The sequence below is a fragment of the Nocardioides agri genome (assembly GCF_013778305.1).
Taxonomy (GTDB): Bacteria; Actinomycetota; Actinomycetes; order Propionibacteriales; family Nocardioidaceae; genus Nocardioides; species Nocardioides agri.
In genome coordinates this window covers 763,323-783,501 of record NZ_JACEIC010000001.1, presented here as the reverse complement: position 1 = coordinate 783,501, position 20,179 = coordinate 763,323, and the positions used below count along the sequence as shown (strand labels likewise).

Below are 20,179 nucleotides of genomic sequence, written 5' to 3'. Positions count from 1 at the left end.
CGTGACCACCACCCAGCTGGCCGGCCTCCTCCCCGAGCTGGAGGTGATCCGCGCCGACTTCCCGATCCTCGGGCGCTCCGTCGCGGGCGGCCGGCCGCTGGTCTACCTCGACAGCGCCAACACCTCGCAGAAGCCGCAGGTCGTGATCGACACGATGGTCGACCACCTCGAGCGGCACAACGCGAACGTCGCCCGGGCCATGCACACGCTGGGCGCGGAGTCGACCGAGGCGTTCGAGGCGGCCCGCGACAAGGTCGCGGCCTTCCTCAACGCTCCGTCGCGCAACGAGGTGGTCTTCACCAAGAACGCCACCGAGGCGCTGAACCTGCTGGCGCGCACGATCGACCTCGGCCCCGGCGACAACGTCGTGATCACCGAGATGGAGCACCACTCCAACATCGTGTCCTGGCAGCTCGCGTGCGAGCGGTCGGGTGCCGAGCTGCGGTGGTTCGGGCTGACCGACGACGGCCGGCTCGACCTGAGCAACGCCGACCAGCTGGTCGACGAGCACACCAAGGTGGTCGCCTTCACCTGGGTCTCCAACATGCTCGGCACGATCAACCCGGTGGCCGACCTCGCGGCCCGCGCCGCGGCCGTCGGCGCCTACTCGGTCATCGACGCCTCGCAGGCCGCCCCGCAGCTGCCCGTCGACGTCGCGGCCACGGGCTGCGACTTCCTCGTGTTCACGGGCCACAAGGTGGTCGGCCCGACGGGCATCGGCGTGCTGTGGGGTCGGGAGGAGCTGCTCAACGAGCTCCCGCCGTTCCACGGCGGCGGCGAGATGATCGAGACGGTGACGATGGCCCGCTCGACGTACGCCGCCGCGCCGCACCGCTTCGAGGCCGGCACCCCGCCGATCGTCGAGGCGGTCGGGCTCGGCGCCGCGGTGGAGTACCTCTCCCACGTCGGCATGGACGCGATCCACCGCCACGAGCAGGCGATCACGGCGTACGCGCTCGAGGGCCTGCAGACGGTCCCCGGCCTCACCGTGCTCGGCCCGCTGGACGCCGCGGAGCGCGGGGGAGCCATCTCCTTCGAGATCGACGGCGTGCACCCGCACGACGTCGCCCAGGTGCTCGACTCGCGCGGCGTCGCCGTGCGGGCCGGCCACCACTGCGCGAAGCCGGCGCACGCCCGCTTCGGCGTGCAGAGCTCGACCCGGATGTCGTCCTACCTCTACACGACCCCGGCCGAGATCGACGCGCTCGTCGAGGGCCTGGAATACACCCGCTCGTACTTCAAGTTGGGTTGATCGATGAGCCAGGAACTCGACTCCCTCTACCAGGACATCATCCTCGACCACGCGAAGCGCCGGCTGAACGCCGGGCTGCGCGAGCCGTTCGAGGCCGAGGTCCACCACGTGAACCCGACGTGCGGTGACGAGGTCACGCTGCGGCTGCACCTCGACGGCGACGTCGTGCGCGACATCTCCTACGACAACCAGGGCTGCTCGATCTCGTCCGCGTCGGCCTCGGTGATGACCGAGCTGCTGATCGGCAAGACCGTGGCCGAGACCGAGCCGGTCCGCGACGCGTTCCTCGAGATGATGCGCGGCAAGGGCCAGGTCGAGCCCGACGAGGACGTCCTCGAGGACGCGATCGCCTTCGCCGGCGCCGCCAAGCTGACCGCGCGCATCAAGTGCGCACTCCTGTCCTGGATGGCTTTCCAGGATGCCCTCGTCCGAGCCCAGGAGGACTCCGATGACTGACCACAGCGACCTGCCCGACGTCCCCGAGGCCAGCGGCGGTGTCGGCACCTCGACGGTGACCGTCGACGACGTCACCGAGGCGATGAAGGACGTCGTCGACCCCGAGCTCGGCATCAACGTCGTCGACCTCGGCCTGGTCTACGGGGTGCACATCGACGAGGACACCAACGTCGTCCTCGACATGACGCTCACCTCCGCGGCCTGCCCGTTGACCGACGTGATCCAGGACCAGACCAACGGTGCCCTCGAGGGCATGGTCAACGACGTCCTCATCAACTGGGTCTGGATGCCCCCGTGGGGCCCGGACAAGATCACCGAGGACGGCCGCGAGCAGCTGCGGGCGCTCGGCTTCAACGTCTGAGCCGTCGAATCGAGACCTCTGCTCGTTGGATCGGGAGTTCTGACCAGGTCGCATGGTCAGAACTCCCGATCCGAGCGTGAGAAGTCTCGATTCGACGGTCAGCGGTCGTCGTTGCGGATCGTCCCGGTGCCTCCCTTCCCGGCCGAGGCGTTCGCGAGGTTGCCCAGGGTGACCCGGAACGTCTCGTTCTTCTCCTTGGCCCGGTCGCCGTTGACCTTCACCTGGAAGGTCAGCGAGGTGGTCCCGGGCGCGAAGGTGAGCGTCCTGACCGTCCTGACGTAGTCCTTGCCCGCCTTCGCGGTGCCGTCGGCCGTGGCCACCGTCACCGACACCGGCACCGTGGTCGCCCGCGACAGCGTCACCTTGAAGACCATGGCGCGCTGGCCGCTGTGGCCCTCCGTGACCGCCGCCGAGCTGATGCTCACGGTCGGCTTGACGACGGGCGTCGGCGTCGGGCCAGGAGCCGGACCCGGCGCAGGACCCGGCGCCGGACCCGGGCCAGGGCCGGGCGGCGGCGTGACCACGACGTCGTCGTCGTCGACGATCGTCAGCGTGGCCGACGCCGTGTTGGTGGGACCGTCGACGGTGACCTCGGTGGTCTCGTCGACCTCGTCGGTGGCGTCGCCCAGGACGGTCACGGTGAAGCTGCCGCTGGTCGAGCCGGCCGGGATCGTCACGGTCCCCGTGGCGCCGGTGTAGTCGGCGTCCTGGGTGGCCGTGCCGCCCGCGACGTGCCACGGAACCACGACCGGCGTGGCCGCCGGGCCGCTCAGCTGCACCGTGAACGTCGCGGGCGTGGAGGTGCCCGCAGCGCCCTCGGCGACCTGCACCGGGGTGATGCTGACCGTGGGCAGGACGGGCCCGCCGCCCGGCGCGCCGAGCTCGACGTCGGCCCGGACGTTGTCGCCCTCGCCGACCGCGCCGTCGTTCGCCACGTCGTCGAAGGTCACGCTCACCGAGCCGGCCGGACGATCACCGTAGAAGGCGGTGTCGACACCGCCGCCGCCGGTCATGTCGTCCGCGCCGTCCGGGCCCGAGCCCTGCGCGAAGGTGTCCGCACCGCCGGCGCCGACCATCGTGTCGTTGCCGGGACCACCGGTGAACGTCGTCGCCGCCGTCGCCGGTGCGCGCACCTCGAGCCGGTCGTCGCCCGCGCCGCCCTCGATGAAGGCCGCCACCGTCCGGTCCTTGTCGGCCAGCCAGATCCGGTCGGCCGCCTGGCCGCCGATGATCCGCTCCACGGTGTCGGTGATGTAGTCCCGGTACGTCGAGCTGATGCCGACGTCCTCGATGCCACCGTCGTTGTAGTTGCCGTCCTCGCCGATGTCGAGGGACGTGGTGCGTGACGCGTACGTCACGGTGTCGGTGCCGGGACCGCCGTCCATCTGGTCGGCGTTCAGGCCACCGTCGATGACGTCGTCGCCCTCGTAGCCGTAGACGCCGTCGTCGCCCGCGCCGCCGCTGAGGACGTCGTCGCCCTCGTTGCCGTAGACGTTGTCCTTCCCGCCCTTGGCGTCGACGGTGTCGTTGCCCTTGCCACCGCTGATCTGGTCGCTGCCCTCGCCTCCGGTGATGACGTCGTCGCCGTCGCTGGCGTACGACGTGTTCGCGCCGTCGCCGAGCTGGATCTCGTCGTCGCCACCTGCCGGGTAGACGAGGTCGTCGCCGGAGCCGAGGAGCAGGATGTCCTTGCCGAGCGCCCCGGTGTAGGAGTTGTGGTAGCCCGGCGCGCTGGCGTAGCCGTGCACGATGTTGGTGCTGGTGTCGGTCTCGACCCCGCCACCGGTGCCGGTCACGACCGAGCCGCCCTGCAGGCCGTTCCAGATCTCGTCGGCGCCGAGGCCGCCCCAGACCGTGGTGTTGCCCGCGACCGAGGTGCCGGCGTCGAGCTTGTCGTCGCCGTCCTGGCCGCGCAGCGAGTCGTCGCCGGCCTCGCCGTAGACGAGGTCCGCGCCGCCGCCGGCGTAGACGTCGTCGTTGCCGTCGCCCATCCGGATCGTGTCGACGTCCTGCCCGGCGTTGACGTCGTCGTCGCCCGCGCCCATGTCGAACTGGTCGGTGCCGCCGTTGCCGTAGGCCTCGTCGTTGCCGTCGCCGCCCAGGAAGTGGTCGACACGTGTGCCGTCGCCGGCCGGCAGGCTCCAGCGGTTGAACTCGAGGTCGAACAGCCGGTCGTTGCCCGTGCCGCCCTCGAAGGTGTCCGCGCCGCCCATGCCGGCCAGGAAGTCGTCACCGTCGTTGCCGATGAGCACCTGGTCGTGGGTGGAGCCGTGCACCTCGTCGCGCCCGCTGCCGCCGACGTACTTCTCGACGTCGGTGTGCAGGTTGTCCTTCTCCGAGCCGAACCCGGCGCCGTCGTACGCCGCGTCGTCGATGCTGACGCGCAGGTCGTCGGTGCGGTCGGAGTAGTCGACCCAGTCGAAGCCGTCGCCACCGTGCAGGTCGTCGCCGCCCTCGCCGCCGCGGACGCGGTCGTCCTCGGTGCCGCCGTCGAGCTGGTCGTTGCCCTGCTCGCCGTCGAGGTCGTCGTCACCGGAGCCGCCGAGCAGCACGTCGTTCTCGCCGCCTCCGCGCAGCACCTCCACACCGGCGCCGCCGTCGAGGCGGTCGTCCCCGCCGTTGCCGGAGATCCGGTCGTCGCCCTGGGCGCCGATCAGGTTGTCCGAGCCCGGGCCGCCCTCGATGACGTCGGCGCCGTCGCCGCCGCGCAGCTCCTCGCTGCCGCTGCCGCCAGTGAGCTGGTCGTCGAAGGCACCACCGATCACCACGTCGGTGTCGATGATGTTGTCGCGCCGGGCACCCTCGGGACCGTCGCCGGGCTCCCCGTCGAGCACGACGCGGAGCGGAGCGGTGGCGCCGCTGTAGTCCACGGTGTCGCGCCCCTCCATGCCGAGGAAGGTCTGCGCACCCGGACCGTCGACCATCGTGTCGTCGCCGGCGCTGCCGATGACCTGCACGCTGCCGGTGCCGGCGACGAAGGTGTCGTTGCCGTCGTTGCCCATCACGATGCCGGTGCTCGCGTTGCCGACGACGGTGTCGTCGCCGATGCCGCCATCCACGACCAGCGAGCCCGTCGCGGGCAGGTTGATCGTGTCCTGACCGCTCCCGCCCCGCACGTTCTCGACGCTCGCCGCGGTGTCGGCCTCGCCGGCCGACCCGCTCGGGCCGGGCAGCGTGATGGTGACCGCGGTGGTGTGGTCGCCGTAGTCGGTGGTGTCGTCACCGGCACCACCCTGGATGTCGTCGCCACCGAGGCCGCCACGCAGCACGTCGTTGTCGGCGTCGCCCTTGAGGACGTCGGCCCCGGGACCGGCGTCCAGGCTGTCGTTGCCGGGCCCGCCCGAGAGGTCGTCCGCACCGGCGCCGCTCACGAGCGTGTCGTCGCCGGAGGAGGCCGTCGACACGGGGTTGCAGCCGGCGATCCCGGCGTCACCGGCGAGCGTCGCCGCGCCGCCGAAGACCATGATCCGGTCGTTGCCGCCACCTCCGCAGGCCTTCACCGGCAGGGGAGCCGCGCCACCGTACGGCTGCTGGACGTCGAACAGGTCGTCGCCGCCGAGCAGGTCTGCCTGCACCCGTGCGACGGGGGAGTACTCCTCCACCACGCCCTGGCCGGACAGCTGCACGGTGTTCGCGTCCAGCTGGGTCATCACGACCGACTGCGGGCTCGCGTCGGCCTTGAGGACCAGCGTGCCGTCCTCAGCGAGCTCGGCCAGCAGGTTCTCCCGGTCCTTCTGCGGGGTGTTGCAGAAGTCGAACAGGTTCGGCTGGTCGTAGATGACCGTGGACGCGATCGGGTAGTCGGCCTTGCCGAACGGCGTGTCGACGTAGGCCTTGATGAAGGCCTCCACCCGTGCCGAGGCGTCGAAGAAGCACAGCGGGTTGCTGTTCACCTTCAGCTGCGCCGCGATGTGGGTGTAGCGCAGCTTGCCGGTCGGGTCCGCCTTGAGGTTGAACTCGGCGGTGCCGCGCACGCCGCCCTCGGCGCCGGCCTCGAGCCCGGGCACGCCGACCGACGCGCCGGCCACGAGCTTCGCCTCGAACCGGATCTCCGGCACGTCCTTGCCGGACTGGTCGAAGTCGTCGAGGTAGAAGCCCTGCAGCAGGCCCTTGGTGACGTCCCAGGCGCCGTCGTTGGTCTCGTCCTCGTCGTTGAGGACCTCGAACGCCTTGCGGATGCCGTAGGTGTCGAAGCCCGCGGCCAGGTGTCCGTAGACGCCCGCCGAGCCACCGATGTAGAGGCGGGCGGGGCCGATCGGGTAGGAGAACTGGAAGCCGCGCTGGATGCCGAGCTCACCGGCGTCGTAGTAGACGAGCGGCACGTCCTTGCCGAGCAGCATGCCGAAGAGCGACGACGGCTTCTCGAACGCCGGGAACGTCAGTCCGCCCTTGGCGCGCGCCGTGCTGAAGTCCTTCTTCTCGGTGTCGAACCCCAGCTTGTCGATGACGTTGGTCGTCTTGACCGACGTGTTGGTGACGAGCTTGTCGGCCTCGTTGAGCGGCACCGGCTGCTCGGCGGCCTTCGACAGCACGGAGAAGGACCCGATCTCGATCTGCCCGGCGCTCGTGGAGCCCTGGTCGATGGCCTTGACCAGGTTGACCAGCATGATCACGCGGTCGATGACCTGGAGCGACTTCGAGTCGGGACCGTTGGCGGCCCGGTCGGCCTCCTTGAACGCGTCGTACCAGGTCGGCGCGGTCTTGCCGACCAGCTTGGCCGCCTCGGCGACGCCGGGGATCGGCTTCTGGATCGCCTCGATGGGCTTCTCCAGCGGTCCGGTGTACTTGCGCAGCGTCTTCGCCGCCGGCTTGATGACGTCGCTGACCAGGCTGCCCGCGTCGACCGTCACGTTGTTGAAGTCGATGCTGGCGTTGGTCGTGGGCGTGCCGGTGCCGTTCCAGGTGATGCCCGCGTCCAGCACGAAGTTCGTGCCGAACGTCGGGAGCATGCCGGCCGGGCCGTCCCCGCGCACGGTCTTGATGCCGAGCTTGAGCAGGGTGTCGGCGCTGAGGGACGGCGTGAGCCGGGCGCGACCGAGGTCGGCCAGGGGCAGGCGCTTGTCGGCGCGGGTCGAGGAGAGGTCGAGGCCCGCGGTGACGGTGACGTCGGCCCGGGTGTTGCTGTCGTCCTCGATCTCGATCGGGAAGAACGCCAGGTCGCCCCGCAGGTCCGGACCCGCGGACTTGGGCAGGCTGGCCTCGGCCGTGACCGCGACCTCCTTGCCGTCGGTCGGGATGTAGAAGCCGAGGTCGCGGTCGACGCCGAAGCCGAGGTCGAGCTTCACGCCGGCCTTGCCGGTGAACTCGCCGTCGCTGGCCAGGCGCAGGCCGGGGAAGCCGATGTCGAAGCTGCCGGTGCCGCCGTCCTTCGCGTACTCGAGCACGAGGTTGACCTCGAAGCTCTGGATCCGGGAGATCGTCTCGGTGCCGGTGCAGGCGGTGACCGGGGTGGTCCCGGTCGCGGGCCGGCAGGTGAGGGTGACGGACGGCGGGGTCGTGCCGAGCCCGTCGATGCCGGCGAGGACCTCCTCCGCCTTGGTCTTGACCGCACCGGCGGTGCCCGCCGAGGCGACGGCGTCGGAGAGGTCGTCGACCTTGGCGAGGATCGCGGTGTCGAACTTGTCGAGCACCTCGGCGCCCGCGGTGACGTCGGTCCCGATGAGCGGGATCCTGGTGCCGGTCGGGAGGCTCTTGAGGCCGTCGCTGATCTGGTGGGTCAGCGTGCGGACGCCGTCGACCAGGAGCGCGAACTGGATCGCCTCGCTCTGCAGCTTGGCCTCGACCTCGTCGCTGTCGGCGTCCCAGCCGCTCGGGGTGAGCAGGTCAGGGGCGGTGAAGACGATCGAGCCGAGGTCGGTGCTGCCGGAGTAGACCGGCAGCACGGCGCACGCGTCGACCGGCCCCGGGACGCCGTCGCAGGTCGCCTTCAGCGCGTCGTCGGTCTCGTGGACGTCGGTCACGCCCGCCTTCGGGAGCAGGGTCGCCAGGAACTCGTCGAACGCGGGGGTGCCGAGCACGAGCCGGGCCCCGGTGGGGTCGGCGTGCTGGAGCCGGTAGCGGGCGGCGATCGCGGCCTTGGCGTGCTCGCCCTCGCTGCCCAGGCTGACCTGGATGGGACCGAGGCCCGCGGTCAGGGTGCCGTCGAGCTTCGCGCCGACGCCGAGGTCGACGAACGCGTCGTCCTCGAGGAAGAGCTTCGGCGAGCCGGTGACCTTCGGCAGCGCACCGATCGTCGCCGGCATCGCCACATCGGGCAGCTGCACGCCGAGGGTCAGGTCGAGCCGCGCGTCGTAGGAGATCGAGACCTCGCCGGTGGTGCCGACACCGGCGACGCCGCCGACGCGGGAGCCGGTGCCGAGGTCGAGGTTGAACGGCGCCTTCACCGGGTCGGTCTCGACGGAGCAGCCGTCGCGGCCCTTCGAGCGGTCGCTCGTGCAGGCGCCCACGTGCAGGTCGACGACGACGGACGCCGGCTTGGTCGCGGTCTTCTTCTCGTACTCGAACTCGACGAAGTCGTCGAGCGCGAGCGCCGCCGCGCTCGTGGAGAGGCCGGCACCGTCGCCGCCCAGCGCGTCGCGGATGACCTTCGTGAGCTCGCCCTTGAGCTGGTCGAGCGTGAGCATCTCGTTGGCCTGGATCAGCTGGTCGAGCTTGCCCTCGATCTTCACGAGGACCGGGTCCAGGTCGGCGACGCTCTTGCCGACGAGCGGGAGGGGCTTGGTGGTGGTGACGTCCCCGTCGGCGATCCGGGCGCGCAGGTCGGTGACCGCCTTGTGGGTCACCTCGAGCACCTGGGAGATCAAGGCGCGCGGGTTGCTGGTGTCGAACGCGAAGGGCAGGGCGACGTCGGTGAACTCGGCGTCGGCCTCGATCTTCAGGGCGCCCGTGCCGGTGAGGTCCGGAACGGTCGGCCAGGCGACCGTGACGTGGCCGGCGGCGAGCGGGAAGCCGACGGCGTCGGCGGTCGCGTCCAGGCGGGTCGAGGGGACGGTCGCGTTGACGGTGGCCTTGACCGGGAGGGCGGCGGCTGCTGACAGCTCGCTCAGCGTGACCCGGCCGTTCTTGTCGGGGTCCGTCAGCGCGACCGAGAGCATCGGCTTGCCCGCGTCCTTGCGAGCGAGCAGGTCGACCGACCCCTCGGCGTTCGCGTCGTCGAGCTTGAGGCGCAGCGCGGACGCGATCGCCTGGACGTGCAGGTCGGCGGTGACCGGTGCGTCGAACGTCGCGACGGCGCCGTTGCCGCCGTTGGTGAGGTAGAAGCGGTCCGCGAGCGCCAGGCCCGGGGCGAGGTCGAGGCCCACGCCCATGTCGACGGCGTAGCTGGGGTCGATGGTCGCGGTGCCCGTGCCGGTGACGTCGGTGACGCCGAGGCCCTTGAGGGTGTCGCCGAAGTCGAGCGAGACGCGCTTGGCCGGCGCGTCCCCGTCGGGGTGGGCGGTGACGTCCAGGAGCACGCGCCCGTCGGCGAAGTGCAGGCCGAGGGCGTCCAGGTCGACGCCCAGCGCCTCGGCGAGGGCGGGCGCGACGTCCTGGATCGTCTTGAGCGGGGCGTCCTCGGCGGTCTCGACGGTGATGGTCGACATCGGGCTGTCCGGGTCGGTGAAGCCGTTGTCGACGAAGAAGGCGACGAGCTTCTCGTTGGCCTGGAGGAGGTCGCGCAGCGGCTCCTTCACGAAGGGGATGTCGAGGTCGCCGGCGTCCTGCGCGGTCTGCAGGGCCTGGGTGACCTGGGCGAGGCCGTTGATGAAGTCGCCGAGGGTGACCTGGCGGAACTTGCCGAGGTCGGCCAGCTTGACGTCGGGGGCGGCGAGGCCGTTGCACAGGCTCGTGTCGTCGAGCGTGATGGTGCCTGCCTGGCCGGTGAGCCCGGCGAGGTCGGTGGTGACGGTCAGGTCGACCTGGGCGCCCTCGGAGACGCAGGCGGGGGTGAAGACGTCGGCGGTCCCGGTGAGCTCGGACAGGTCGAGGAAGCCGTCCTGGTCGGGGTCGCGGAGCTTGAGTGCGACGCCCCCCTCGGCCCGGACGGTGCCGGTGGCCTTGACGCCGAGGATGCCGGCGTTGAAGGCCAGCGCGTCGCCACCCTGGAAGGTGCCGGTGAGGTCGACGCGCACGCTGCCGAGCGTCGTGTCGGGACCGACCTTGAGGGTGACCTTCTTGGCGCCCGCGGCGGCGCGGTCGAGTCGGAGCGTGCTCTGGAGCCTGACCTCGAGCGTGTCGCCGACCTTGTCCTTGTTGATCCGGAGGCCGTCGAGGCGCATGGCCAGCGGGCTGTCCTTCGCCAGGCGGGCCTCGGCGGTGACCTTGACGTCGTACTTCCCGCCGCCGAGCGTCTCGACGTCGCCGTCGAAGTCGAAGGCGAGGCCGGGAACGCCGTCGAAGTCGCTCTCGGCGTCGCCGTCCGCGTCGATGTCGTCGAGCTTCGCGTCCAGGGTCGCCGGCGTCTGGGTGGGGTCGGCGGCCAGGGCGTCGAGGCGCTGCTGGGCGTAGTCGAGCGCCTGGGTGAGTCCCGGGAAGCTCTCGGCGGCGAACCCTCCGGCGCCGAAGACGAGGTCGTCGGAGACGGCGTCCTCGGCCTTCAGCCCACCGGCGAGGTCGAGCCACGCGCCCACGGCGTCGGCGGTGTCCTGGACCTGCGCGGTCTCCTCGGGGGTGGCCGCAGCGGCGGTGGCGGCGACTGCCTTCTCGTCGCCCGCGTCGAACCACCCGGTGGCTGCGGCACTGGCGGACCACCCGAGTCCGCCGAGCGCAGCGACCGCGCCGAGCGTCACCAGGAGGCGGCGCCGCCATGCGGGGCGGGGGTCGGGTTCGGCACGGTGGTCGGGCGTCCGTTCGGACATGGGTCAGGCTCCTTCGCCGGTTCGTCGGGTGGCGACGGCATCCCACCGTGCGCGACTCGTAGCCGACTGGAGGTTGACTGGGAGCCGGCTCCCAGTCGCGCGCCACGACTCCGCTAGCGTCCGGCGCATGGAGATCGTCGTCCCGGCCGGCCGCATGGTGCGGTGGGTCGCCAACTTCGAGGAGCAGCACGGATCGACCGAGCTGGCGATCGCCGACGGTGCGCTGACCGGAGCCGCCGCGGACGGCAGCACCTTCGCGGCCCGGCTGCCCTTCGAGGCGGCGTACGACGGGCCGGCGGACGTGGAGGTGTTCGCGGGCCGGGTCGCGCCGCCCGAGGACTGGGGCGTGCTGCTGGTGCGCAAGGGCGGGTTCGCGATCGCCCGGCTCAGCGGGTCCACCATGACCGGCAGCAAGACCGGCCAGCGCCACGTGCAGGGCCGCACGAAGGCCGGCGGTCAGAGCCAGCAGCGGTTCGCCCGGCGTCGGGACAACCAGGCGCGTCAGGCCTACGAGGCCGCGGCGGACCACGCCGCCAGGATCCTCGCCGGGCTGCGCGGGCCGGTCGTGGTCGGCGGTGACCGAACGGCGGTCGACGAGGTGCTCGCCGACCCGCGGCTGCGCGGAGTCGCGACCGTCGGGCCGTGGCTCGCCGTGCCCGACCCGCGGCGCGGCGTCCTCGAGCAGGCGGTCGCCGACGCCTGTGCCGTGCGGGTGGACGTCCACAACGCGGGCGACTGAGGGTGCTGCGCCGGGCGCGGGATCACCGGTGCACCGGTGATTCCGTCACTTCTCAGGGGTTGCAACGCCTGAGAAGTGACAGGAACGCCTGAGGAGTGGCCGCGTCAGCTCCCCGGACGTGCAGGTCGCCCCGGGGCCGAGGACCCGGGGCGACCTGGTGGTGCGGGAGCAGGCCTACTTCTTGACGACCAGCTTGAACACCTTCGGCTTCGCAGGCTGGTAGTTCGCGCCACCGAGGTAGGTGACCGTGACATTCCAGCTGCCCTGCGTGAGCTTGGGGAGCCTGAGCTTGACCGTGCCGGCGGACCCGAGGGTGCCGATGACGGTCTTCTTCACCGAGCCCTTCGTGATCAGCACCTTCACCTTGCCGCCGGGCTTGGCGAGCCCGGCCGGAGCGGCGACCGCGACGGTGGCCGAGCCGGCCTTCTTCGCCTTCACCTTGCCGTGCGGCTTGAAGGTGATGGCGCCGGCCGTGCCCTTCGCGACCGAGACCGCCGCGCTCTGCGTGGCGCCCTGGTAGGAACCGTCGCCGGCGTAGGTCACGGTCAGCGCGTGCTGCCCGGCCGCCAGGGTGGCCGGCAGCCGGATGCTGGCCGCGCCGCCGGCGAGCGTGCCGGTGGCCACGGTCGTGCCCCCGTCGGCCACCGTCACCGTGCCGGTCGGCACGGAGCCGACCACGCCGGTGGCCTTCACGGCGACCGTGCCGGCGGTGCCGTACGTCGTCGCCGGTGCCGACGCCGTGAGGGACGCCGCGGCCTTGCCGACCGTCAGGGTGTGGACGGCGGACTCGGACCCGACGTGCTGGGCGTCGCCGAGGTACTGCACGCGCACCTGGTAGCTGCCCACCGGGAGGGACGCCGGCAGCGCGAACGTCGCCTGGTTGGCGTTGATCGTGCCGTCCACCGGGGTGGGCAGTCCGAGCAGGCGGGCGGTGCCGGTGGCGCCGTCGGTGACCGTCGCGGTGAGCGTGCCGCCCGCGCCGTACGTCGTGCTGGCGGGGCCGGTCAGGGTCGTGGTGGAGGCCGCCACGACGTTGAACGACACGGCGTTGGTCGAGGGCTGGATGAGCTCGCCCCGACCGAGGTACTCGACCGTGTAGCTCCGCGCGCCGAGCGCGTCCTGGGTGCCGAGCGGGAGCTGTGCCGTGCCCGCGCGGCTGACCCGCGCACGGGCCACCTCGTGGTCCGCGGCGTCCAGCACCCGCACCCAGCCGCGGGGCTTGGCCGAGAGGGCGTTCGCCGGGTCGGACGAGCTCGCGTTGTTGGCCGAGAGGTACGGCGAGTAGCCGGCTGCGTCGAGCGCCACGTCGAGCGTGACCGACGAGCCCTTGCCCACCTGGGAGCCGACGCCGGTCACCGTCGTGGTGCTGGCGACGTCGTTGGTGAACCCGCGGAACACCTGCTCGATGTCCTCGATGCCCTCCTTGGCGAACGCCCGCTGGTTGGCGAGCGCGTTGCTGCCGGCGGCCGCGCTGCCGCGCCAGGTGCCGTCCGATGCGGGAAGGTCCTTGCCCTTCACGAACCACCACTCGGTCATGTACTCGGTGTTGCCGCCGTCGTCCTTCTGGCGCAGCGCCTGGTCCACGACCGGGGCCGGGTCGCCCGCCGCGTCCTTGTGGTCCTTGTTGTAGGTGAGGAAGTGGCCGACCTGGATGCGGACCGCGTTCTCGATCGGCTTGGTCAGGTCGCCGTTCGGGTAGTAGTAGTGCGGCGTGTTCGGCGGGGTGCCGACCTGGCCGACCTTGCCGTACTCGGCACTCGCGTTGGTCAGGTAGGTGTTGATCGTCTGGCCGTAGAGGTGGCTCGGGTAGAGCAGCCGGGCGTCAGCGCCCGTGCCGACGGTGATGTTCTGGCCGGAGCTGCGCGAGTGGTCGTAGTTCTGGCCGCCGTTGGACGAGGAGAACAGCGAGTAGTCGAAGTTGTAGACCTTCTTCACGCCGTACTGCTGCGCGTACCTGTTGACCGACTTCACGATCGCCCGCGTGTTGTGGCACCACGTGCCGCCGAAGAGGAACGGGATGTCGCCGTCGTGCTTCAGCAGCGCGATCCACTCCGGGTAGGTGATCGGCTGGACCCGCCAGCCGTCGGCGTTGTCGCTGTCGTCGAGGATGTCGCCGCCGTAGAGCGAGGCGTCGGCGTACGTCGCGTTGTGGCGCCGGTTGGCCTCGTCCTTCCAGAACTGGAACGCCGAGTTGGTGGCGTACTGGGCGGCCGGGACGGCGCCGAGCACGTCCGCGACATCCTGCTCGAACGCGTCGACCTCGGCCGGCGTGTCGAGGTCGGCCGCGCTCTTGCGGTCGGACAACGACGACACGATGTGGTCGTCCACGGGCGACCCGCCCACGGTGACCTGACGGTCCTTGTTGTAGACGAACAGGTACGGCCCGTTGATCACGCCGCCGGTCCTGGTGAACTCAGGCGTGGTGTCCTTGTTGAGGTAGTCGTCGGTGTGCGTGGAGTAGTACGACCCCGGGTTGCCGGCCGTGGTCGTGGTCGGACCCTCGTTCTTCCAGTACGTGAGGGCGTTGCCGCCGACGACCGACTCGAGGTCGTTCCAGTTCCACAGGTTCCACTTGCCGCCGTCGATCTTGGGCGTGAAGTTGTAGATCTTCGTGATGCCCAGGTCCTTGGCCACGTCGTTGATGTGGCCGATCGTCGCCTGGGCGTTGGCGTCGTTGGGGTCGCCGATGAAGAAGGCGAAGTTCCCGGGCTTGTCGCGCAGGATGTACTTGAAGCGCTCCAGCGTGACGGTCTCGAAGACGCTGTTCGGGCCGAGCTCGGTGTAGGCCTCGTCGAAGTAGTCGAAGTCGATGCCATGGGTGGGTGTCGGGGCGGGGTCGGCGTGCGCCGAGGCCTGGCCGACGAGCGGCGAGAGGGCCAGCGCCGCCACCGCGGCTACGGAGCCGAGGCGCGTCGTACGTCGTGCGTTCACGGGCGTTCTTCACTTTCTCCTGCCACCATGGGCAGGCCGGATGCCTTGCTGTTGAAGGGGGCTTCGGCGGGCTGGATTGCCGGGCGGTCCAAGGTCAGGCAATCCAGCCACCTCTCGTCAGGTGGTCATCGGGAGCTGCCGATCACCTCCGTGGTCGAGCCCGAGAGGCCGCGGGTGAGTGGAGCAGTGGTGGCCGGCACCGCGGCGCGGCCGCGGACCGGACGGCGCCGACGCCCGGAGACCAGGTGCCAGCCCAGGGCCAGGAGGCCGAGGCCCGCCAGCACGCCGAGGATGAGGACGCCGGCCTGCGGAGGCACGGTCTCGGCCGGAGTCGCGGCCGCCGCGTCGGTCGTGGCGACGTCGCCGCCCGCGGCGGCGACCAGCTGGACCGGCGTGCTGGTGATCTCGGCGCCGTCGTAGAGCACGACGACGTGGTGCTCGCCGGGCTCGACGTCGGCCGGGAGGGTGACCGTGGTGGCGAAGCCGCCCGTCTGGTCGGTGGCGACGGCGCCGATCTGGACCGGCGTCGAGTGCAGCTCGAGCACGAGCTCGGGCACGTTCGGTGCGTACCCCGCGCCGGTCAGCGTGACGGTGGCGCCGGGGGCCAGGTCGCCCTCGACGGTCAGCGTGCCCAGCACCTCGGTGATCGGGGCGCCCACGGTCGCGATGTCCGACGGCGGCGAGGAGGGGGACTCGCCCGCCTCGTTCACCGCGCGTACGGCGGCGCGGTAGTTGCCGTCTGCGAGCCCGGCGAAGGTGTGCGACGTCGTGGCCGCGTCGGTCGTGATGGGGTCGGTGCCGCTGAACCGCAGCACGTAGCCGGTCACTCCCTCGAGCTCGGCGTCGGCGGTCGGGGTCCAGGTGACGGTGACGTCCTTGCCGTCGACGGCGATCGTCGGCGCGGCCGGTGCGGTCGGTGCGCCCTCGGCGACCTCCTCGTCGTCGGTGAGGCCGAGGTCGTCGGCGTCGCTCGCGACCGGCGGCGTGGAGACGCCGGGGGTCGGGGAGCTGCTGGGCTGGACGCTCGGCTTGCCGCCGGGGGCCTTGGTCGGCTTGGTGCCCGGGTTCGGCTTGGCCGGGTTCGTCGGGTTCGTCGGGTTCGACGTGCCGGGCGTGCTGGGTGTCGAGGAGCCGGACGTCGGCGACGCGGTGGGCGTCGCTGCCGCTGTGGGCGTCGGAGTGGGTGTGGGCGTCGCCGAGGGCGGCTGCTCGTCGCCGTAGAGCACCAGGTAGTTCGCGAACTCACCCTTCGGCTGCCACACGCCGTTGCGCGTGGGGAAGCGGATCCAGGCGCGCCCGTTGGTCTCGCCGGTCTCGCACCCGATGATGGGGGAGCACTGCTCGATCTCGGGGTGCGAGAGGGCGGCGCCGGTGTCGTCCTGGAGGCAGAGCTGGTCGTCGCCGCCGTCCACCCAGTCCAGGTCGGCCGCGCTGGCCTGGAAGGTCAGGCCCTGCAGCGCGAGCAGCAGGACGGGAACGAGCACCAGTGCGCCCAGCAGCCACCGTGGCTGGCGCAGGAGTGAGGTGCGGGTGGTCATCGGGCCTCCGTTGAGTGGGTGACGAGCGTGCGGTCGGGGATCTCGCAGACGCCGATCAGGTCTGCGGGGAAGTCGTCCAGGGACGGTCGGTCTGCTGGTGGCGGTGGCGCGGCGGCCACCGCCGTCTCCTCGTCGGGCGCGTCGAACACGGCGTCGTCCAGGCGACCTTCGCCGCGGGCGACGACGGTCGAGGCCACCGCGGCAGCGGTCACGTTGGTCATCGTCCGAGCCATGTCGACCAGGGCGCTGATCGGCAGCGTCAGGATGATGACCTCGAGGGGCAGCCCCGCGGCGGCGAAGACGGTCGTCGCGGTGACGGTCGCGGTGCCGGGCACTCCGGCCGTGCCGAGGGAGACGACGAGCGCGAGCAGCACGAGCACGGCGTAGTCGGCGAGCCCGTAGGACAGGCCGAGCCCGTTGACGGTGTAGACCGCGAGCAGGATCGGCCAGACGCCGGCGCAGCCCGGCATGCCGATCGTCGTGCCCAGCGGCGCCGTGAAGCCGGCGATGTCGGCGGGCACCCCGATCTTGCGGGTCAGCAGGCCGGTCGTGACGGGCAGCGTCCCGGCGCTGCTCTGCGTCGTGAACGCGGTGAGCTGGGCCGGGAAGATCTTGCGGAAGAACGTCACCGGCCGCACGTCGGCCCACACCCGGAGCACCACCGAGTTGACGAGGTAGGTGTCGGCGAAGCAGGCGAGGTAGCCCACGACCGTGAGCGCCAGCAGGGGGCGCAGCGTGTCGGCGTCGAGCGCGGTCTTCGACGCGGCGCTCGCGGTGAGCGCGAGCACGGCGTACGGCGTGAGCTTGATGACGAAACCGACGACCTTGAAGATGATCTCCCGGCCGCCGTCGATCAGCGCCTTGACCGGGGCGACCGCCTCGGGCCTCCGCTCGCCGACGAGGGTCAGCGCGACGGCGATCGCGACCGAGGCGACGATGATCGGGATGACGTTGTTCTCGGAGATGTCCTCGACGATGTTGGAGGGGAAGAAGCCCAGGAACACCTGGGTGAACGACTCCTTGAACTCGTCGAGCGTCTCGGTCGGCACGCCCTGGGTCGCGAGGTCCGCGCCGTCGCCCACCTTCAGCGCCAGCGAGAGGCCGAGCGTCAGCAGGATGGCGATGAAGTTCAGCATCAGGAGCCAGAAGACCGAGCGCCCGCCGATGGTGCGGAGCTGGCTGGTCGAGCCGAGCGACGTGATGCTCGACAGGATCGAGACGATCACCAGGGGCGCCACCACTGCCATCAGCAGCTTGACGTAGGCCTGGCCGATCGGGTCGATGTACCGGACGTGGTCGCGGAAGACGTATCCGACGCCGACCCCGAGGAAGAGCCCGATGAACGTCAGGAGGCTGAAGTTGACCCGTCGCCTGGACAGCTCCATCAGCCCGGCGAACAGCCCGAGCGTCACCGCCAGTGCTGCCAAGTCCCACGTGTTCACGTGTGCGTGCTCCCTCCCAGATGTCCCGAGCCGGGACTCTGCCCTAGAACGGGCCCAAATACCCGTACATTCCGTATGTCGAGCAACATTATCTACTTAAGTCCTGGGTCCGACACCGCCCCCCGGCGCTACCGTCGGTCCGTGACCGGTGAGCGCGTCATCGACATCCGCGGACTCGTGAAGAGCTTCGGCCGCCTCCGGGCGCTCGACGGGCTCGATCTCGACGTCGGACCGGGAGAGGTGCACGGCTTCCTCGGCCCCAACGGCGCGGGCAAGTCCACGACCATCCGGGTGCTGCTGGGGCTGCTCCGGGCCGACGGCGGCGAGGTGCGCCTCTTCGGCGGGGACCCGTGGAGCCAGGCGGCCGAGCTGCACCGGCGGCTCGCCTACGTCCCGGGCGACGTCAACCTCTGGCCGAACCTGACCGGCGGCGAGGTCATCGACCTCTTGGGCCGGCTGCGCGGCGGGCTGGACGAGTCGCGGCGCCGGGAGCTGGTCGAGGCCTTCGAGCTCGACCCGACCAAGAAGGGCCGCGCGTACTCGAAGGGCAACCGGCAGAAGGTGGCGCTCGTCGCCGCGCTGTGCTCCGACGTCGACCTGCTGGTCCTCGACGAGCCGACGTCCGGGCTGGACCCGCTGATGGAGTCGGTCTTCCGGCGGTACGTCGACGCGTTCCGCGACCGGGGCCACGCGGTCCTGCTGAGCAGTCACATCCTCGCCGAGGTCGAGCAGCTCGGTGACCGGGTGAGCATCATCCGGGCCGGGAAGGTCGTGGAGAGCGGCACGCTTGCCGAGCTGCGACACCTGACCCGCACGTCGGTCAGCGCCGAGCTCGGCAGGCCCGCCGACGGCTTGCGCGACGTTCCCGGTGTCCACGACCTGGTGGTGGAGGGGAGCCGCGTACGTTTCCAGGTCGACACCGCGCGGCTCGATCCGGTGCTCGCGGTCCTCGCGAGCAGCGGGGTCCGGACCCTGACCTGCCAGCCGCCCACGCTCGAGGAGCTGTTCCTGCGGCACTACGGCGACCGCGTCGAGGACGCCGGGTGACCGGCTGGCCGGCCTTCCTGCGGCTGTTCCTGCGCCGAGACCGCTGGATGCTGCTGTGGTGGGGACTGGGCACGATGCTGCTCTACGTCAGCCAGGCAGTGAGCGTGGACGACCTCTACGCGACCCAGGCGGAGTTCGACCGCGCGGCGGCCAGCATGGAGAGCAACGCCGCCTTCATCGCGATGGCCGGTCCGGCGCGCGCCCTGAACACGACCGGAGGCCAGGTCTTCTGGCAGGCGTCCGCCTTCGGCGCGATCGTGGCCGGGCTGATGAGCATGTTCCTGATCGGGCGGCACACCCGCGCCGAGGAGGAGGCCGGGCGCGACGAGCTGCTGCGAGCGACAGCGGTGGGGCGGCTGGCGCCGACGACAGCGGCGCTGCTGAACGCCCTGCTCGCCAACGTCCTGCTCGGCGTGCTGGTCGCCGGGAGCCTCGTGCTCTACGGCCTGGCGTCCGCGGACTCGGTCGCGACCGGCGTCGGCCTGACCCTCTGCGGCTGGTTCTTCACCGGGACGGCGCTGGTCGCGGCGCAGCTGGTGGCGAGTACGCGGGCGGCGTACGGACTGGCCGGCGTCGTGATCGCGGCCTCCTACGTGCTGCGCGCCCTGGGCGACGTGGGCAACGGTGTCGCCAGCTGGCTGTCGCCGATCGGCTGGTACCAGGCGATGCATCCGTTCTCGGGCCTGCGCTGGTGGCCTGCGCTGCTCCTGCTCGTCGGGACCCTGGTCGTCGTCCTGGTCGCACGATGGCTCTTCGACCGGCGTGACTACGGCGCCGGCGTCTTCGGCGCCCGCCCCGGACCAGCACGTGCGCCCGCCTCGCTGACCGGCGGGCTCGGGCTCGCCTGGCGGCTGCAACGGGCGCCGCTGGTGAGCTGGACCGCGGGCATGTTCGTCCTCGGAGCCGTCTACGGCTCGATGGGCCGCGACGTCCAGGACCTGATCGGGGACTCCGAGGCGTCGCAGGAGATGTTCCTCCAGGGCGGCGACGACATCGTGCAGGGGTTCTACGCCACCTCGATGGTCATGCTCGCGCTCATCGTGTGCGGGTTCGCCATCTCGTCCACCCTGCGACCGAGAAGCGAGGAGGACGAGGGTCGGCTCGAGGTCGTGCTGGCGACGGCGGTGCCGCGCTCGCGGTGGCTGGCCGCGCACGTCGCGATCACGGTGGCGGGGACCGCCCTCGCACTGCTCGGCGCCGGTGTCGGTCTCGGGCTCGCGTTCTCCCTCGTCACGGGGACGTCGGACGAGTTCTGGGACCTGTCGGTGCCACTCCTCCAGTACGCTCCCGCCGTCCTGGTGCTGAGCGGAGTGGCCAGGCTGCTCTACGGCGTCTCACCGCGTGCCATGGCGGCCGCCTGGCTCCCGCTGGTGCTCGCGTCCGTCGTCATGCTCTTCGGCGACCTGCTGTCGATCCCGCAGTGGATCCAGGACCTCTCGCCGTTCGAGCACCTCGCGCTCGTGCCGGCGCAGAGCGTCGACTGGGCGGCCGTCCTCGGCGTCGCCGCCGTGGCCGCCCTCCTGAGTGTCGCGGGCCAGCTCGCCTTCCGGCGGCGCGACGTGCACTAGCGTGCGAG

10 protein-coding genes are annotated in these 20,179 nt (G+C 71.4%); 6 read left to right on the top strand and 4 right to left on the bottom strand.

Annotated features, from left to right (window positions below):
• The first annotated feature begins 1 nt into the window (after nucleotide 1).
• Genes HZF07_RS03945 through HZF07_RS03935 form a run of 3 tightly spaced genes read left to right on the top strand, consistent with a single transcriptional unit; the run spans nucleotide 2 to nucleotide 2,069 of the window.
• The gene (locus HZF07_RS03945; protein WP_181644737.1) at nucleotides 2-1,252 is read left to right on the top strand and encodes a cysteine desulfurase; all 1,251 of its coding nucleotides are present in this window, start codon (nucleotides 2-4) and stop codon (nucleotides 1,250-1,252) included.
• Nucleotides 1,253-1,255: 3 nt separating this feature from the next.
• Nucleotides 1,256-1,708 (top strand): Fe-S cluster assembly sulfur transfer protein SufU, encoded by a 453-nt coding sequence (sufU, locus tag HZF07_RS03940; RefSeq protein WP_157347092.1) that lies wholly within the window; start codon nucleotides 1,256-1,258, stop codon nucleotides 1,706-1,708.
• Nucleotides 1,701-2,069 carry a metal-sulfur cluster assembly factor gene (locus HZF07_RS03935; protein ID WP_157347090.1) on the top strand — a complete coding sequence of 123 codons (369 nt, stop codon included), beginning with the start codon at nucleotides 1,701-1,703 and terminating at the stop codon, nucleotides 2,067-2,069. The genes sufU and HZF07_RS03935 overlap by 8 nt, the downstream gene beginning before the upstream one ends.
• Before the next feature lie 98 nt (nucleotides 2,070-2,167).
• Here HZF07_RS03935 and HZF07_RS03930 read toward each other — a convergent pair whose 3' ends face one another.
• Complete coding sequence (locus HZF07_RS03930) at nucleotides 2,168-10,906, bottom strand: Calx-beta domain-containing protein (protein WP_157347088.1); 8,739 nt, start codon at nucleotides 10,904-10,906, stop codon at nucleotides 2,168-2,170.
• A gap of 127 nt (nucleotides 10,907-11,033) precedes the next feature.
• Here HZF07_RS03930 and HZF07_RS03925 point away from each other — a divergent pair, with 127 nt between their 5' ends.
• Nucleotides 11,034-11,645: an acVLRF1 family peptidyl-tRNA hydrolase gene (locus HZF07_RS03925; protein WP_157347086.1), complete on the top strand. Its 612-nt coding sequence runs from the start codon at nucleotides 11,034-11,036 to the stop codon at nucleotides 11,643-11,645.
• Between the two features lie 174 nt (nucleotides 11,646-11,819).
• Here the strand turns inward: HZF07_RS03925 and HZF07_RS24315 are convergent, their stop codons facing one another.
• The 3 genes from HZF07_RS24315 to HZF07_RS03910 form a co-directional block, all read right to left on the bottom strand.
• On the bottom strand, nucleotides 11,820-14,576 hold the full coding sequence (locus HZF07_RS24315) for an Ig-like domain-containing protein (protein WP_157347084.1): 2,757 nt from the start codon (nucleotides 14,574-14,576) through the stop codon (nucleotides 11,820-11,822).
• A 125-nt stretch (nucleotides 14,577-14,701) separates the two neighbouring features.
• The gene (locus HZF07_RS03915) at nucleotides 14,702-16,114 is read right to left on the bottom strand and encodes a fibronectin type III domain-containing protein (RefSeq protein ID WP_157347082.1); all 1,413 of its coding nucleotides are present in this window, start codon (nucleotides 16,112-16,114) and stop codon (nucleotides 14,702-14,704) included.
• The gene (locus HZF07_RS03910; protein ID WP_157347080.1) at nucleotides 16,111-17,556 is read right to left on the bottom strand and encodes a dicarboxylate/amino acid:cation symporter; all 1,446 of its coding nucleotides are present in this window, start codon (nucleotides 17,554-17,556) and stop codon (nucleotides 16,111-16,113) included. Before HZF07_RS03910 ends, HZF07_RS03915 begins: the two co-directional genes overlap by 4 nt.
• 141 nt (nucleotides 17,557-17,697) lie before the next feature.
• Here HZF07_RS03910 and HZF07_RS03905 point away from each other — a divergent pair, with 141 nt between their 5' ends.
• On the top strand, nucleotides 17,698-18,603 hold the full coding sequence (locus tag HZF07_RS03905) for an ABC transporter ATP-binding protein (RefSeq protein WP_309504413.1): 906 nt from the start codon (nucleotides 17,698-17,700) through the stop codon (nucleotides 18,601-18,603).
• Nucleotides 18,600-20,171 (top strand): ABC transporter permease, encoded by a 1,572-nt coding sequence (locus tag HZF07_RS03900; RefSeq protein WP_157347076.1) that lies wholly within the window; start codon nucleotides 18,600-18,602, stop codon nucleotides 20,169-20,171. The genes HZF07_RS03905 and HZF07_RS03900 overlap by 4 nt, the downstream gene beginning before the upstream one ends.
• Nucleotides 20,172-20,179 lie beyond the last annotated feature (8 nt).